We start from the raw sequence: 13,338 nt of genomic DNA, 5'->3' as shown, positions 1-13,338 counted from the left end.
TCCGGAGTTTTTCGATATCGCTGAAAAACTACAAAAAGCCCGCGGTTACATGCTCCGCAGGCTTCAAGTACTGCAAGGGGAATCAAACTGCAACTGGATGGAACGGTAGCACGCAGCGGCAGCCCCGACCAGGGGTGACCAAGGCCACGCTGCTCGTGTCCCGCGCGCGCGTGGCACAGATCGTCAGGGGCCCCTGACCACCCCCTCGGTGTCAACGGGCATACGCTGCGGAGAGCACACGAAACGGGCAGGTAGGAAGGACGCACGGTGACCGGTCAGGACACGAGTGGCTCGGCGGCGGTAAGGCCGAGGGTCGGACACATCCAGTTCCTCAACTGTCTTCCCTTGTACTGGGGACTGGCCAGGACCGGCAACCTGCTCGACCTCGACCTCACCAAGGACACCCCCGAGAAGCTCAGCGACCAACTGGTGCGCGGCGCCCTCGACATCGGCCCGATCACCTGTGTGGAGTACCTGCGCAACGCGGACAAGCTGGTGGTGCTCCCCGACATCGCGGTCGGCAGCGACGGCCCGGTGATGTCCTGTGTGATCGTCAGCAAGCTGCCGCTGGCCGAGCTGGACGGCCGCCGGGTCGCCCTCGGCTCCACCTCGCGCACCTCCGTCCGGCTGGCCCGGCTGCTGCTGGAGCAGCGGGAGGGCGTCCGGCCCGAGTACTTCACCGCCCCGCCGGACCTGGACGCGATGCTGGCCGAGGCCGACGCCGCCGTCCTGATCGGCGACCCGGCGCTGCGCGCCTCGCTGGAGCAGGCCCCGCAACAGGGCCTGGCGGTGCACGACCTGGGCGCGATGTGGAAGGACTGGACCGGCCTCCCGTTCGTCTTCGCGGTCTGGGCGGCCCGCCGCGACTACGCCGAGCGCAGCCCGGAGACGGTGGCTGCCGTGCACCGGGCCTTCCTGGAGTCCCGCGACCTCTCGCTGGCCGAGGCCGGCCAGGTGGCCGCGCAGGCCGCCCGCTGGGAGTCCTTCGACGCGCCCGTACTGGAGCGGTACTTCAGCCAGGCGCTGGACTTCTCGCTCGGCGAGCGGCAGCTCGCCGGGATCGCCGAGTTCGCCCGCCGGATCGGTCACGACAGCGGCTTCGCCCCGGACGTGACGGTCACTCTGCTCCAGCCGGCCTAGGCCCCGACACGCCCGAAGACGCGTGACGGGGCTGGCGTAGGCTGGTTCGGTCCGACGTCGGAAGAGAAAGAAGGCCAGCAAGGTGTCCGAGCAGACCCTTTCCGCCCACGACCTGCAGGCCGTCCTCGACCGCGCGGCCGCCGGCGGCCGGATCACCCCGGAGGAGGCGCTGGAGCTCTACCGCTCCGCGCCGCTGCACGCGCTCGGCTCCGCCGCCGACGCCGTACGCCGCCGCCGCTACGCGGGCACCGAGCACATCGCGACGTACATCATCGAACGGAACATCAACTACACCAACGTCTGTGTGACGGCCTGCAAGTTCTGCGCCTTCTACGTGGCGCCGAAGAGCGACAAGGGCTGGTCCCGCGACCTGGACGAGATCCTCCGCCGCTGCGCCGAGACGGTCGAACTGGGCGGCACCCAGGTGATGTTCCAGGGTGGCCACCACCCGGACTACGGGGTCGAGTACTACGAGACCGCGTTCGCCGCGATCAAGGGCTCGTTCCCCCAGCTGGTGATCCACTCGCTCGGCGCCTCCGAGGTCGACCACATGGCCCGGCTCTCCAAGGTCTCGGTCGAGGAGGCCATCACCCGGATCCACAAGGCGGGCCTGGACTCCTTCGCGGGCGCCGGCGCCGAGCTGCTGCCGGAGCGGCCGCGCAAGGCGATCGCGCCGCTCAAGGAGTCCGGCGAGCGCTGGCTGGAGATCATGGAGGCCGCGCACGGCCTGGGTGTCGAGTCCACCTCCACCATGCTGATGGGCACCGGCGAGACCAACGCCGAGCGGATCGAGCACCTGCGGATGATCCGCGACGTGCAGGACCGTACGGGCGGCTTCCGGGCCTTCATCCCGTACACCTACCAGCCGCAGAACAACCACCTCAAGGGCAGCACCCAGGCGACCGTGTTCGAGTACCTGCGGATGATCGCGATCGCCCGGCTGTTCCTCGACAACGTCGCGCACATCCAGGGCTCCTGGCTCACCACCGGCAAGGAGGCGGGCCAGCTCTCGCTGCACTACGGTGCGGACGACCTCGGCTCGGTGATGCTGGAGGAGAACGTGGTCTCGATGGCCGGTGCCAAGCACCGCTCCAACCTGACCGAGCTGATCCACCTGATCCGCGCGGCCGACCGCACCCCGGCCCAGCGCTCCACCACCTACCAGCACCTGCGCGTGCTGGACGACCCGGCCAACGACCCGGTCGACCCCCGGGTGGCCTCGCACATCGCCTCCACCGCGCTCGAAGGCGGCACCGCGCACCCCGAGCTGAAGATCCTCTCCACCACCTGATGCTCACTCTGCACCGGGCCACCGTCCTGGTCGCCGACCCCGCCGCCCCGTCGATTCCCGACGGGGCGGTGCTGGTCGACGGCGCGGTGGTGGCGGCGGTCGGCCCGTACGCCTCGCTGGCCGACCGTGGGGCCAGGGTGCGGGAGTGGGACGGGCTGCTGACGCCGGGTCTGCTCAACCCGTACGGGCAGTGGCTGCTGGAGACGGCGTACCACCCGGACCCCCGGGAGGAGCTCGGCACCGAGCCGTTGGAGCTTGAGGTCCCCGAGGAGCGCCGCGGCGGCAGCGCCCGGCTCGGACTGCAACGCCTGCTCGGCCACGGCGTGACCGCGCTGGCCGGCCCCTTCACGCTGCCCGCCGTACGGACCGCGGTGACCCGCTCGGGGCTCACCGCCCTGCCCGGGACCGGTGCACCGGGCGGGCTCGACCCGCTCGCGGGCGCCACGCTGGGCTCGGTCGTGCACCGACCGCTGACCGTCGGCGGCCGGGCCGACTTCGCGGTCTTCGCTGCCTCGTCGGTGGCCGAGCTCGAACGGACCGGCGCCGGCTGCTGCCTGGCCACCGTGCTGGGCGGACGGCTGCTGTACCGCCGCCGCTGAACCGGTCCGCCTGGCGGGCCGTCAGGAAGAGGTGGGTGCACTAACACCCGCTTTGTTCACACAAACTGATTGATGCTCGCCGTGACCTGAGGGGTCGCCAGCGGTTACGATCCCGGTCAGCCCTCCGTACTGCGGACGGGTGCTCTTCACCGGGTCCTCCCCAGCCCGGTCCGGCAAGCCGACAGGAACCATGCGATCCGCGACCGCTCCCCGCCCGCGCAACGCGCGCCTCGGTCGAGGTTGGTACCTCGCGGCCGTGCTCAGCGCGGTGCTCGCGCTCGGCATGTGCCTGCTCGGCTGGCGCCAGGCCGACCAGGCCGACCGGATCGGCGCCGACCCGGTCCGGGTCCAGGGCACCATCACCCAACTCCCGGCGGGCAGCGCGACCTACAGCTCCATCAGCTACCGTGCCGACGGCCGCCCGCTGACCGCCACCGACCTCTGGCTGCCCGAGTACGCCAAGGCCGGTGACCCGATCTGCCTGGAGTACGCCGCCGCCGACCCCGGCGCGGTCCGGGTCTGCGGCAACCGCTACCCGCAGCCCGCCGGCGTCGGCCTGGCCCGCACCAGCGTCCCGATCGCCCTGGTCCTGTTCGCCCTCTGCGCAGCCCGGATCTGGCGCCACCACCGCGCCCGCACCCCCGTCACCCGGGCCCGCACCACGGTCGCCTTCGCCACCGAGGCCTTCGGCAACGACATGCCCGCCCTCACCCACGGCAAGCGCTCCCGCCGCCGCAAGCCCGGCCGCCGCCGGGCGCTCCGCTGAGGCAACTGCGCAATGTGGCACACGCCAGGGGCTCGGGGCTCTGCTGATGTGCGGCTCCGCCGCGTGGGCGACGCCGACCTCGAAAAAGGTGATCCGTGCGTAGGCGGTCAGGCACTTTGCACTTTGACCCGCCAGCCACGAACCGTCGCAGTTCCCCGAGCCCCTGGGTAGTAGACGGCTGAGCACCTGCTGAGAGTTACAGCGGCACAGTGGTGAACAATGGGCACGTGACCCGAGCCTCCCTGGACAAGCAGCCGCACGAAGTCGCCGCGATGTTCGACGACGTCGCCGCCAAGTACGACCGTACGAACGACGTGCTCTCCCTCGGTCAGGCCCGCGCCTGGCGCCGTGCGGTGGCCGAGGCGGTGGCCGCCCAGCCGGGCCAGACCGTGCTCGACCTGGGCGCCGGCACCGGCACGTCCTCGCTGCCGTTCGCGGAGGCGGGCGCGGACGTCGTCCCGTGCGACTTCTCGCTCGGCATGCTGACCGAGGGCAAGAGCCGGCACCCCGAACTCGCCCTGACCGCAGGCGACGCGACCAAGCTCCCGTTCGCGGACGACAGCTTCGACGCCGTCACCATCTCCTTCGCGCTGCGCAACGTGCAGGACACCGACGCCGCGCTGCGCGAGCTGTACCGGGTCACCAAGCCCGGTGGCCGGGTGGTCATCTGCGAGTTCTCCACCCCGACCTGGACGCCGTTCCGCACGGTCTACACCGAGTACCTGATGCGCGCGCTGCCGCCGGTCGCCACCGCCGTCAGCAGCAACCCGGACGCCTACGTCTACCTCGCCGAGTCGATCCGCTCCTGGCCCGACCAGCCCGCACTGGCCGCCCGGCTGCAGCAGGCCGCCTGGTCCAAGGTCGCCTGGCGCAATCTCACCGGCGGCATCGTGGCTCTGCACCGCGGCTTCAAGCCTGCACCGTAGCTAGACTCGTCCAAGCCAGCCGACCGCATCGCAGGAGTGTGCCAAGCCGTGTCCGAGACCGCAGTTGACCTGAGCAGCGAGACCGTGGAGAGCACCGCCGACGTCATCGTGGTCGGCGCCGGACCGGCGGGGGCCACCACCGCGTACTACCTCGCCCAGGCCGGTCTGGACGTGCTCCTGCTGGAGAAGACCGAGTTCCCGCGCGAGAAGGTCTGCGGCGACGGCCTGACCCCGCGTGCCACCAAGCAGTTGGTGGACATGGGGATCGATGTCTCGACCTCGAACGGCTGGCTGCACAACAAGGGTCTGCGGATCATCGGCGGCGGCGTCCGGCTGGAGCTGGACTGGCCCGAGCTGTCGTCCTTCCCGGACTACGGACTGGTCCGCAAGCGCGCCGACTTCGACGAACTGCTGGCCCGTCAGGCCCAGAAGGCCGGCGCCCGGCTGTACGAGCGCTGCAACGTCACCGGCCCGGTGCTGGACGACCGGACCGGCCGGATCGTCGGCGTGACGGCCAAGTTGGGCGAGGAGAAGCGTCCGGTCACCTTCCGCGCCCCGCTGGTGGTCGCCGCCGACGGCAACTCCACCCGGCTCTCGCTGGCGATGGGGCTGCACCGCCGCGAGGACCGTCCGATGGGCGTCGCGTACCGGACGTACTTCACCTCGCCGCGCCACGACGACGACTACCTCGAGTCCTGGCTGGAGCTCTGGGACACCCGCGGCGGCGACCGCAAGCTACTGCCCGGCTACGGCTGGATCTTCGGGATGGGCGACGGCACCTCCAACGTCGGCCTCGGCATCCTCAACTCCTCGCCCGCGTTCGGGGAGTTGGACTGGCGCGAGGTGCTCAAGGCGTGGTGCGCCTCGATGCCCGCCGAGTGGGGCTACACCCCCGAGAACATGACCGACCCGATCCGGGGCGCCGCGCTGCCGATGGCCTTCAACCGGCAGCCGCACTACACCCGGGGCCTGCTGCTGGTCGGCGACGCGGCCGGCATGGTCAACCCGTTCAACGGTGAGGGCATCGCCTACGCGATGGAGTCAGGACAGCTGGCCGCGGGCGTCATCGTCCAGGCCCACGCCCGGATCACCGACACGGGCCGCGAGCGCGCCCTGCACGCCTACCCGGCGGTGCTCAAGGACGTCTACGGCGGTTACTACACGCTCGGCCGCGGCTTCGTGAAGCTGATCGGCAACCCCAAGGTCATGCAGCTCGCCACCCAGCGCGGCCTGACCCACCCGATCCTGATGAAGTTCGTCCTGAAGATGCTGGCCAACCTCACCGACCCGCAGGGCGGCGACGCGATGGACCGCATCATCAACGGGCTCGCCAAGGTGGCGCCCAACGCCTGACGTTGTGACGACGGAGCCCCGACCGCCTTTTCCGGCGGGGGGCTCCGTTCTGTTTTTGCTGTGCCAGTTGCCCCCACCGCAGAAGTTTGAGATCAACTTACCGGCAGCATAAGTGAGTTGGCGTAATATTTTATTACTGCGCATGGGCTGTGGATCGTGACCTAGGGGGGCACACGATGGATGTGGCACAGACGGTGGAAGCGGCAATTCCGGCGCTGATGGCGATTGCGGGACCGGTGGTGACCGGGGCCGAGGGGGCGGCCACCCAGGCCGGGGCGAGCCTGGGCAGGGCCCTCATCGAGCGGCTGTTCAGGGTGCGGTCGGGGGAGGCGGGGCAGGCTCCGGCGGAGCCGCTGTCGCCGGAGTACCAGGACCGGGTCAGGGAGGCCGTCCGGCAGGCCGTCCAGGAGGACCCGGCGTTGCTGGAGAAGCTCAGGTCGGTGGTGCCGGGCGGGAACGTGCTGAACGTCGAGCAGGGCGTGGCGATCGTCCACAACGAGGGCCCCGTCACGCTGAACTTCGGCCAGGGCAGCTGAGTGGACGAGGAGAAGACCCGTCCGAACGTGAGCACCGGGACGGGCGCTGCGATCGGGACCAGCACCGGCACGGTCCAGGTCCACTTCGGTCCCGTCACCTACCGGTCCGGCCAGTGGTTCGTGGAGTGGGGCAAGCTCCTGCTCGTGGTCTCCGTGCTCGCGGCCGTGATCGGTGGCGGCTGGGGAGGTTGGGCCTGGTGGGAGGCCAACCGGGATCTCGACGTCACCTCCCGGGCCCGGTTGGAGGGTGAGCGGCCGACACCGGACGGCGGAGCGCTCACGCTCCGGTTCGACGCCCCGGAGACTCGCAGCCGGCTGAAGCTGACCTTGACGCTGGCCGAAGGCCGGCCGAAGAGTCAACTCTGCCTGCCGCACACCTCGGTGGAGATCCGTTCGGCCACCGGGACGGGTCCGACGGTCACCGCGCTGAACGGGGTGCCGGCGATGTTCCCGCTGCCCGACGACGGGAGCGTGGCCCGGTTGCAGTTGACCGTGCGGACCGAGCGGGGATGCGTCATGGACGTCGCCGTCGCAGAGATGATCCTCACCAACGACTAGGAGATGCGGTGCAGGGGAGAGGCAAGCTGCTCCTTGCCGGTGTGCTGACCGTGCTCGTGCCACTGAGCGGGTGCTCCACCGAGCAGTCGATGTTCGATCAGAAGGTCATCCAGGTAGGGACCAAGAACAATCAGCCGGGCACCAGCGTGCAGACCCTCAACCACACCTGGGAGGGTTTCGACGTCCAAGTGGCCAACCAGGCCACCAAGGCCCTCGGGTCGACGACCCACTTCAGTGACGTGTCCTCGGACCAGCGGGAGCGGGTACTCCAGGAGCACGCCGCCGACCTGGTGGTCGCCACCTACTCGATCACCCAGGCGAGGACGGATCTGGTCGACTTCGCCGGTCCGTACGCGGTCACCTACCAGGGCTTCATGATCCGGGCGGAGAGCACCCTCAACGGGCTGGAGGACCTCAGGGGCAAGGTGGTCTGCAGTTGGGGAGGGACCACCTCGATGGACGAACTCAACGGCCAGTCGAAGAACCTGGGCCTGATTCCGGTGGAGAAGGCGGATGTGGAGGAGTGCCGCAAGGAGCTGATGGAGAATCGGGTGTTCGCCGTCTCGACGGACCAACTCCTGCTCTACGGGCTGGCCCAGGTCCACCCCGGAGTCAAGGTCGTCCCGGAGGTCACCATCGGCTCCAAGAACTACTACGGGGTGGGGATCCGCAAGGACCGACGTGAGGACTGCGGGCGGATCCGGGACTTCCTGAAGCACTACGTGGTCAGCAGCGACTGGGTGCGGGACCTGCAGACCGCGATGCCCGGAATCGCCCGGCCGGAGGACTTCCGTCCGGATCCGATGGACATCGGGCGCTTCTCCTGCGTCGACAAGATCAAATGAGCCCGACGGACCGATGACTCGGCGAGACCCGCCCGGTGTGAGCTGTGCCACGCCGGGCGGGTCGGCTGTCACACTTCCCGGCTCGTTGCACTCTCAGGGGTGTGACGCGAAGGAGGCTGCTGATGTCCGATCCCGATCCCGTTCCCGCTGAGGATGCCGCCACCGAGGTGTTCGTGGCCCACCGGGAGCTGCTGTTCTCGATGGTCTACAGCATGCTCGGGCTGGTCGCCGACACCGAGGACGTGCTGCAGGAGACCTGGCTGGCCTGGGTGGCCCGGGCCGGGGCGGGTGCCGGCGAACCGATCGAGAGCCCCCGGGCGTACCTGGTGCGGATCGCGGTGAACAAGGCGCTGGCCCGGCAGGACGCGGTCCGGCGGCGGCGGGAGACGTACGTCGGGCCCTGGCTGCCCGAGCCGCTGCTCACCACGGATGCCGAACCGGTCGATGCCGAGCGGGGCGAGGCGGTGTCGATGGCCCTGCTGGTCGTGCTGGAGACGCTCACGCCGGTGGAGCGGGCGGTCTTCGTGCTGCACGAGGTGTTCGGCTACCAGCACACCGAGACCGCCGCGATCCTCGGCCGCAGCCCGGCCGCCGTCCGTCAACTCGCCCACCGCGCGCGGGAACACGTCCAGGCCAGGCGTCCGCGCTTCCAGGCCGATCCGATGGTGCGCCGCCGGGTGACCGAGCGGTTCGCGGCGGCGGTGGGCGGTGGCGACCTCGGCGACCTGCTGCAGGTGCTCGCCCCGGACGTGGTGATGTGGGCGGACGGCGGCGGCAAGGCGACGGCTGCCGGGCGCCTGCCGGTGCACGGCCGGGACCGAGTCGCGACCGTGCTGCTGCGGGGCGGCTCGCGCAATGCCGCGCAGCTCCGGGTCGAGTTCGGCCAGGTCAACGGGGACCCCTCCGCACTGCTGTACGCCGGGGACCGTCCGTTCGCCGTGCTGGTCCTCGAACTCGCCCCCGACAGCGACCTGGTGACCGGGATCTACTTCGTCACCAACCCCGAGAAGCTCGCCCACCTCAGCTGACACTCATTCAAGGGAGCCCACGATGAAGCTCACCATCCTGGCCGCGACCGGCGCCACTGGCCGCCACCTGCTCACCCAGGCCCTGGCGGCCGGCCACCAGGTCACCGCCGTGGTCCGCAACCCCGCCAAGCTGACGGAGCCGTCGGTGCGGACGGTCACCGCCGACCTCTCGCACCCCGACCCCGAGGCGCTCGCCGCCGCCGTCGAGGGGGCCGACGCGGTGCTCTCCGCCCTTGGCGCCACGTCCAGTTCGGAGCCAGGGGTGGCCTGGCGCGGCACCGAGGCGGTCGTCGCCGCGATGCGCGCGACGGCCGTCCGACGGATCGTCACCCTCAGCGCGGCCCCGATCGGCACCGTCGCCTCACCGGCCCGCCCCAACCCGCCGAAGCACGACCCGGGCGACACCTTCCTGATGCGCCACGTCGGCGCCCCGCTCACCCGGATCTTCCTCCGCGAGCACTACGCCGACCTGGCCCGGATGGAGGACGTCCTGCGGGCCGCCCCCCTCGACTGGACCTCGGTCCGCCCGCCCCGCCTCACCAACGGCCCGCTGACCGCCGGCTACCGCACCGCCCTCGACCGCAACCTCCCCGGCGGCAGCACCGCCTCCCGCGCGGACGTGGCCCACTGCATGCTCGCCACCCTTACCCGCCCGGACACCATCGGCCACACCCTGGGCGTGGCCAAGTAGCGGACGGATCAAGGAGCTTGGCAGAGGCTCGGAGCGGCCGGGGCTCACACCCGGATGACGTCGATCACCGCCTTGGGCAGTGTGGCGGCATAGGCGGAGATGTCGTTTCCGTCGGAGGTCACGATGGCTGCACGCCCGCGCCCAGCAGCCGTGAGGACGACGAGGGCATCCACCACATCGGGTCGCTTTTTCGGCGGGAGCGTCACCGTTCCGAGCATGATGCCGATGCGCTTGTAGTCCAGGAGGCTGTACTCGGTGATTACCTGACAGTCCTGCAGGTGTCGGTTCAAGCCGAACTGGACCGCCGCACCGGCACGCCAGACCTGAGCGACCACCGGGCCCGGAACCAAGGGGATCACCCCCCGGAGAATCCGGGCGTGGTGCTGGAGAGCCAGCGGATCACGGTTGGCCAGGCCGATCAGCATGCCGGTGTCGTACACGACAGCTGGAATCACGCGGCGCCCTGCCCGGGCGTCCGGAAGAAGTCGTCCCAGACGGCGTCCACCTGCGGATCCGTTGCGATGCCTGCCATTGCCTCGTCGGTGCCGGCTGTGCCGGCCTCGACGGCTGCGATCTGACTGTCTATCTCGCGGAACACCTCGAGTTTGCGCTGCTCGCGCCGGACCGCCTCCAGAGCAGCCTTGGTCATGAAAGCGGACACGTCCTCGCCCAGCAGGGCTGCGGTGGTCCGGATCTCGGCGGCGTGCTCTTCGTCGAGGGAGATCGAGAAACGCTGCTTAGCCATGGCAGAAGCGTAACACGCCGTATTACGGCTGTCCTGAGCCGGCGTGCTGCTGGGAGCGCTGGTCGACGTAGGCCATCCGCTCCGCGAAGACCGTGCGGGCGTCCGGGGTGAGGGTGCGGAGGGCGACCATGGCGGCGAAGACCACGTCGCAGAGTTCGTGCTGGACGTCGGTCCAGGTGTGGGTGGTGCCCTTGCGGGGGTTCTGGCCGGTGGCGCCGAGGACGGCCTGGGCGACCTCGCCCGCTTCTTCGGTGACCTTGAGGATGCGGAGCAACCTCTCGTCGCTCTCGGAGAGTTGGCTCTCGCTGTCGAGCCAGGCGACCAGGCGGTCGAGGGTGTCCCAGGTGGTGGCGTCCATGGCGGTGCTCCCGTGCGGTGGTGGGGGCGGTCGGCGGGCACCACCGTACGGGAGCGGCGGTCAGCGCTTGCTGATCTTGACGCTCTTGAAGGTGGGGACGAGGTTCGGGTAGCCGTCACCGGGGTTGTTCTGGGAGTCCGAGCCTGCCGCGGCGATCTTCTGGAGCACGTCCAGACCGGCGGTGACCTGGCCGAACGGGGTGTAGGCGGGGGAGAGCTTGGTGTCCTTCCAGACGAAGAAGAACTGGCTGCCGTTGGTGTTCGGCCCAGCGTTGGCCATCGCCACGGTGCCGGCCGGGTAGGTGGCGCCGGTGAGGTTCTCGTCCGGGAAGGAGTAGCCGGGGCCGCCGCTGCCGGTGCCGGTCGGGTCGCCGCACTGGAGGACGAAGATCCGCTCGGTGGTGAGGCGGTGACAGTGGCTCTTGTCGAAGTAGTCGTGCTCGGCCAGGAAGCGGAACGAGAAGGTGGTGCACGGCGCCTGGCCGGTCAACGCCTTGAAGGTGATGGCCCCCTGGGTGGTCCTCAAGGTCGCGCTGTACGGCTGGGCGGCCTTCTTCGCGTCGAAGACCGGGATGCCCTTGAAGTTGTCGGCGGGCACGGCCGGCGTGTAGGCGCAGGTCACCGTCGCCACGGGGGCGGCGTCGGCGACGCCGATCGAGGTGGTCAGCAGAAGCGGCACAGTGGTGGCGGCGGTCAGTAACGCCCAGTGTTTGCGCAGCACTTGGGGTGCCTCCGAAGGATAGATTGACATGGACCAATCATCCATGCCCAGCCGCCCGGTCAATATGCACCGTGTCAGGTCGCCGGAAAGGTGTTGATCACAGGGGCCCGGGTGAGCGACGATGGCCCGCCGCCACCCACCGGTGGTTGTTCTCCGTCCGACGGCGTACGGGTCCGGCCTGCCCTGCCTTCGGAGGAGCACCCTCATGCGTACGTCCGCTGCTCAGACCGTCCGCGACCTGCCGGTGCTCGGGGTCGCCGTGGTCTGGGGATCCAGCTTCCTGGCGGTCAAGAACGTGGCCACGCCGGACAGTGTGGTGGCCATGCTGGTGCTCCGGTTCGGTCTGGTGCTCCCGCTGCTGGCGCTCTTCACCTGGCGGGCGCTGGTGAAGCTGACGGTCCGGGAGTGGCTCGGCGGTGCGGTGCTCGGGCTGGTGCTCGGGGCGATCTTCCTGCTGGAGACGTACGGGGCGGTGCACACCTCGGCCACCAACGCCGGGTTGATCATCAGCCTCACCATGGTGTTCACCCCGCTCGCGGAGAGTGCGCTGAGCCGGACCGCGCTGCCCCGGGTGTTCGTCGCGGCGGCCGGGCTCTCGGTGCTCGGCGTCGCGCTGCTGACCGGTGGCGGCGGCTTCCGGGTGCCCGGCCTCGGTGACCTGCTGGTGCTGGGCGCGGCCGTGGTCCGTACCGTCAACGTGCTCACCATGTCCCGGCTCCGCAGTATCAGGGGCACCGACTCCAGCGCCCTGACCTGGGTCCAACTGGCCACCGCCACCCTGGTGTTCGCCCTGGTTGCGCCGTTCGTCGGCCCCTCCCCGGTCAGCCTGGCCGCCTCCTACGGCGCCGCCGACTGGGCACTGCTGCTGCACCTCTCGCTGCTCTGCACCCTGTTCGCCTTCCTGGTGCAGACCTGGGCTGTCCGGGCCACCTCCCCGTCCCGGGTCTCCCTGCTGCTGGGCACCGAACCGCTCTGGGCCGCCGTCTTCGGCATCACCCTGGCCGGTGACCACCTCGGTCCGCTCGCCCTGTTCGGTGCACTCCTGGTGCTGCTCGGCACCGAGTGGGGCCGCCGCACCGCGGCCCCGGCTCCCGAGCCGGTCCCGGTGACGACGGGTCAGCGCGAACCGGCCCTGGAACGGCGGTAGTAGTCCACCGTGACGACCGCCAGCAGCGGGCCCCAGAGCAGCAGGGGCGCGTAGCAGAGGGTCATCACCAGGCCGGCCAGGCCGTGCGGTGCCTCCGGGTCGCCCATCGCTTCGGGGCTGTACCAGCCGCCGAGGCCGGCTGTGAGGGTGAGTGCGGTGACCGCGATCGCGCCCACGGCGGCCGGGAGGACTGCGGCGAGCGGGGGGATCCGGCGACCGCCGATCAGGGGGAGCCAACGGGGGGCCAGCCGGCCCCAGGGGCGGACCAGGCCGAGGGTGAGGAAGGCGAGGGCCTCGGCGAGGGCGCTCAGGGCGATCACGTAGACGGTTCCCCAGCCCGGCATGTGGGCGGTCATCTGCTGTTCCATCGCGCCGGAGAAGCCGACCGGGATGCCGACGCCCAGGGCGATCCGCCAGAGGCCGGACGGGACGGTGCTCAGGGCCGCAAGCTTGGCGGTGCGGACTGCCCAGGGAGCGGCAAGGGTGGTGACGGTGGTCATCGGAGGTTCCTCTCGTTCGGTGTGCCTCCAGCCTCGCGGCGGGGCCGGTACCGGCGGCAGATGCCGATCGGGAGGTCTGTGGCCGCTCCGACGCCCCGTCATGTGCCGTTCGGCACAGGCGGCATCGGGCGTCGG

17 protein-coding genes are annotated in these 13,338 nt (G+C 70.5%); 12 read left to right on the top strand and 5 right to left on the bottom strand.

Annotated features, from left to right (window positions below; all coding sequences use genetic code 11):
* Window positions 1–267: 267 nt before the first annotated feature.
* The 11 genes from ASC99_RS02585 (at window position 268) to ASC99_RS02535 (ending at window position 9,733) form a co-directional block, all read left to right on the top strand.
* Complete coding sequence (locus ASC99_RS02585; protein ID WP_057227624.1) at window positions 268–1,140, top strand: menaquinone biosynthetic enzyme MqnA/MqnD family protein; 873 nt, start codon at window positions 268–270, stop codon at window positions 1,138–1,140.
* An 82-nt stretch (window positions 1,141–1,222) separates the two neighbouring features.
* The gene (gene mqnC / locus ASC99_RS02580) at window positions 1,223–2,431 is read left to right on the top strand and encodes a cyclic dehypoxanthinyl futalosine synthase (RefSeq protein WP_057227622.1); all 1,209 of its coding nucleotides are present in this window, start codon (window positions 1,223–1,225) and stop codon (window positions 2,429–2,431) included.
* Window positions 2,431–3,030, top strand: coding sequence for a hypothetical protein (locus tag ASC99_RS02575; RefSeq protein WP_057227620.1), 600 nt, complete (start codon window positions 2,431–2,433; stop codon window positions 3,028–3,030). Before mqnC ends, ASC99_RS02575 begins: the two co-directional genes overlap by 1 nt.
* Window positions 3,031–3,220: 190 nt before the next feature.
* Window positions 3,221–3,796: a hypothetical protein gene (locus ASC99_RS02570; protein ID WP_157531335.1), complete on the top strand. Its 576-nt coding sequence runs from the start codon at window positions 3,221–3,223 to the stop codon at window positions 3,794–3,796.
* A gap of 227 nt (window positions 3,797–4,023) precedes the next feature.
* On the top strand, window positions 4,024–4,722 hold the full coding sequence (locus ASC99_RS02565) for a demethylmenaquinone methyltransferase (RefSeq protein WP_057227616.1): 699 nt from the start codon (window positions 4,024–4,026) through the stop codon (window positions 4,720–4,722).
* A 69-nt stretch (window positions 4,723–4,791) separates the two neighbouring features.
* On the top strand, window positions 4,792–6,075 hold the full coding sequence (locus ASC99_RS02560; RefSeq protein ID WP_057228055.1) for a geranylgeranyl reductase family protein: 1,284 nt from the start codon (window positions 4,792–4,794) through the stop codon (window positions 6,073–6,075).
* A gap of 218 nt (window positions 6,076–6,293) precedes the next feature.
* Complete coding sequence (locus tag ASC99_RS02555; protein ID WP_157531334.1) at window positions 6,294–6,611, top strand: hypothetical protein; 318 nt, start codon at window positions 6,294–6,296, stop codon at window positions 6,609–6,611.
* Window positions 6,612–6,638: 27 nt separating this feature from the next.
* Window positions 6,639–7,169, top strand: coding sequence for a hypothetical protein (locus ASC99_RS02550; protein ID WP_157531333.1), 531 nt, complete (start codon window positions 6,639–6,641; stop codon window positions 7,167–7,169).
* An 8-nt stretch (window positions 7,170–7,177) separates the two neighbouring features.
* Entirely contained in the window at window positions 7,178–8,014 is an 837-nt protein-coding gene (locus ASC99_RS02545; RefSeq protein WP_057227611.1) for a transporter substrate-binding domain-containing protein, read from the top strand.
* A 122-nt stretch (window positions 8,015–8,136) separates the two neighbouring features.
* Complete coding sequence (sigJ, locus tag ASC99_RS02540) at window positions 8,137–9,042, top strand: RNA polymerase sigma factor SigJ (protein ID WP_057227610.1); 906 nt, start codon at window positions 8,137–8,139, stop codon at window positions 9,040–9,042.
* Window positions 9,043–9,064: 22 nt separating this feature from the next.
* Complete coding sequence (locus tag ASC99_RS02535) at window positions 9,065–9,733, top strand: NAD(P)-dependent oxidoreductase (RefSeq protein ID WP_057227609.1); 669 nt, start codon at window positions 9,065–9,067, stop codon at window positions 9,731–9,733.
* Window positions 9,734–9,777: 44 nt separating this feature from the next.
* Here ASC99_RS02535 and ASC99_RS02530 read toward each other — a convergent pair whose 3' ends face one another.
* Genes ASC99_RS02530 through ASC99_RS02515 form a run of 4 tightly spaced genes read right to left on the bottom strand, consistent with a single transcriptional unit; the run spans window position 9,778 to window position 11,586 of the window.
* Window positions 9,778–10,173: a hypothetical protein gene (locus ASC99_RS02530; protein ID WP_057227608.1), complete on the bottom strand. Its 396-nt coding sequence runs from the start codon at window positions 10,171–10,173 to the stop codon at window positions 9,778–9,780.
* Between the two features lie 11 nt (window positions 10,174–10,184).
* Complete coding sequence (locus ASC99_RS02525) at window positions 10,185–10,478, bottom strand: hypothetical protein (RefSeq protein ID WP_057227606.1); 294 nt, start codon at window positions 10,476–10,478, stop codon at window positions 10,185–10,187.
* Window positions 10,479–10,500: 22 nt separating this feature from the next.
* Complete coding sequence (locus ASC99_RS02520) at window positions 10,501–10,836, bottom strand: MazG-like family protein (protein ID WP_057227604.1); 336 nt, start codon at window positions 10,834–10,836, stop codon at window positions 10,501–10,503.
* Window positions 10,837–10,896: 60 nt separating this feature from the next.
* On the bottom strand, window positions 10,897–11,586 hold the full coding sequence (locus ASC99_RS02515) for a peptidylprolyl isomerase (protein WP_200948260.1): 690 nt from the start codon (window positions 11,584–11,586) through the stop codon (window positions 10,897–10,899).
* A gap of 175 nt (window positions 11,587–11,761) precedes the next feature.
* On the opposite strand from ASC99_RS02515, the gene ASC99_RS02510 reads away from it, so the two are divergent.
* Entirely contained in the window at window positions 11,762–12,703 is a 942-nt protein-coding gene (locus tag ASC99_RS02510; protein ID WP_057227600.1) for a DMT family transporter, read from the top strand.
* Here the strand turns inward: ASC99_RS02510 and ASC99_RS02505 are convergent.
* Window positions 12,673–13,203, bottom strand: coding sequence for a hypothetical protein (locus ASC99_RS02505; RefSeq protein ID WP_057227598.1), 531 nt, complete (start codon window positions 13,201–13,203; stop codon window positions 12,673–12,675). The two genes, ASC99_RS02510 and ASC99_RS02505, sit on opposite strands and share 31 nt — an antisense overlap.
* Window positions 13,204–13,338: the final 135 nt, after the last annotated feature.

The sequence above is a fragment of the Kitasatospora sp. Root107 genome (assembly GCF_001424875.1).
In the GTDB taxonomy this organism is placed as follows: domain Bacteria; phylum Actinomycetota; class Actinomycetes; order Streptomycetales; family Streptomycetaceae; genus Kitasatospora.
The sequence above is the reverse complement of the archived record's forward strand: the minus strand, read 5'-3'. Positions and strand labels throughout refer to the sequence as shown.

Bases quoted from the DNA above. Each gene is read 5' to 3' on its own strand.
- ASC99_RS02505 (WP_057227598.1), bottom strand. From the start codon at position 13,203: ATGACCACCGTCACCACCCTTGCCGCTCCCTGGGCAGTCCGCACCGCC.
- ASC99_RS02525 (WP_057227606.1), bottom strand. From the start codon at position 10,478: ATGGCTAAGCAGCGTTTCTCGATCTCCCTCGACGAAGAGCACGCCGCC.
- ASC99_RS02510 (WP_057227600.1), top strand. From the start codon at position 11,762: ATGCGTACGTCCGCTGCTCAGACCGTCCGCGACCTGCCGGTGCTCGGG.
- ASC99_RS02535 (WP_057227609.1), top strand. From the start codon at position 9,065: ATGAAGCTCACCATCCTGGCCGCGACCGGCGCCACTGGCCGCCACCTG.
- ASC99_RS02555 (WP_157531334.1), top strand. From the start codon at position 6,294: ATGGCGATTGCGGGACCGGTGGTGACCGGGGCCGAGGGGGCGGCCACC.
- ASC99_RS02520 (WP_057227604.1), bottom strand. From the start codon at position 10,836: ATGGACGCCACCACCTGGGACACCCTCGACCGCCTGGTCGCCTGGCTC.
- ASC99_RS02515 (WP_200948260.1), bottom strand. From the start codon at position 11,586: ATGTCAATCTATCCTTCGGAGGCACCCCAAGTGCTGCGCAAACACTGG.
- ASC99_RS02570 (WP_157531335.1), top strand. From the start codon at position 3,221: ATGCGATCCGCGACCGCTCCCCGCCCGCGCAACGCGCGCCTCGGTCGA.
- ASC99_RS02575 (WP_057227620.1), top strand. From the start codon at position 2,431: ATGCTCACTCTGCACCGGGCCACCGTCCTGGTCGCCGACCCCGCCGCC.
- sigJ (WP_057227610.1), top strand. From the start codon at position 8,137: ATGTCCGATCCCGATCCCGTTCCCGCTGAGGATGCCGCCACCGAGGTG.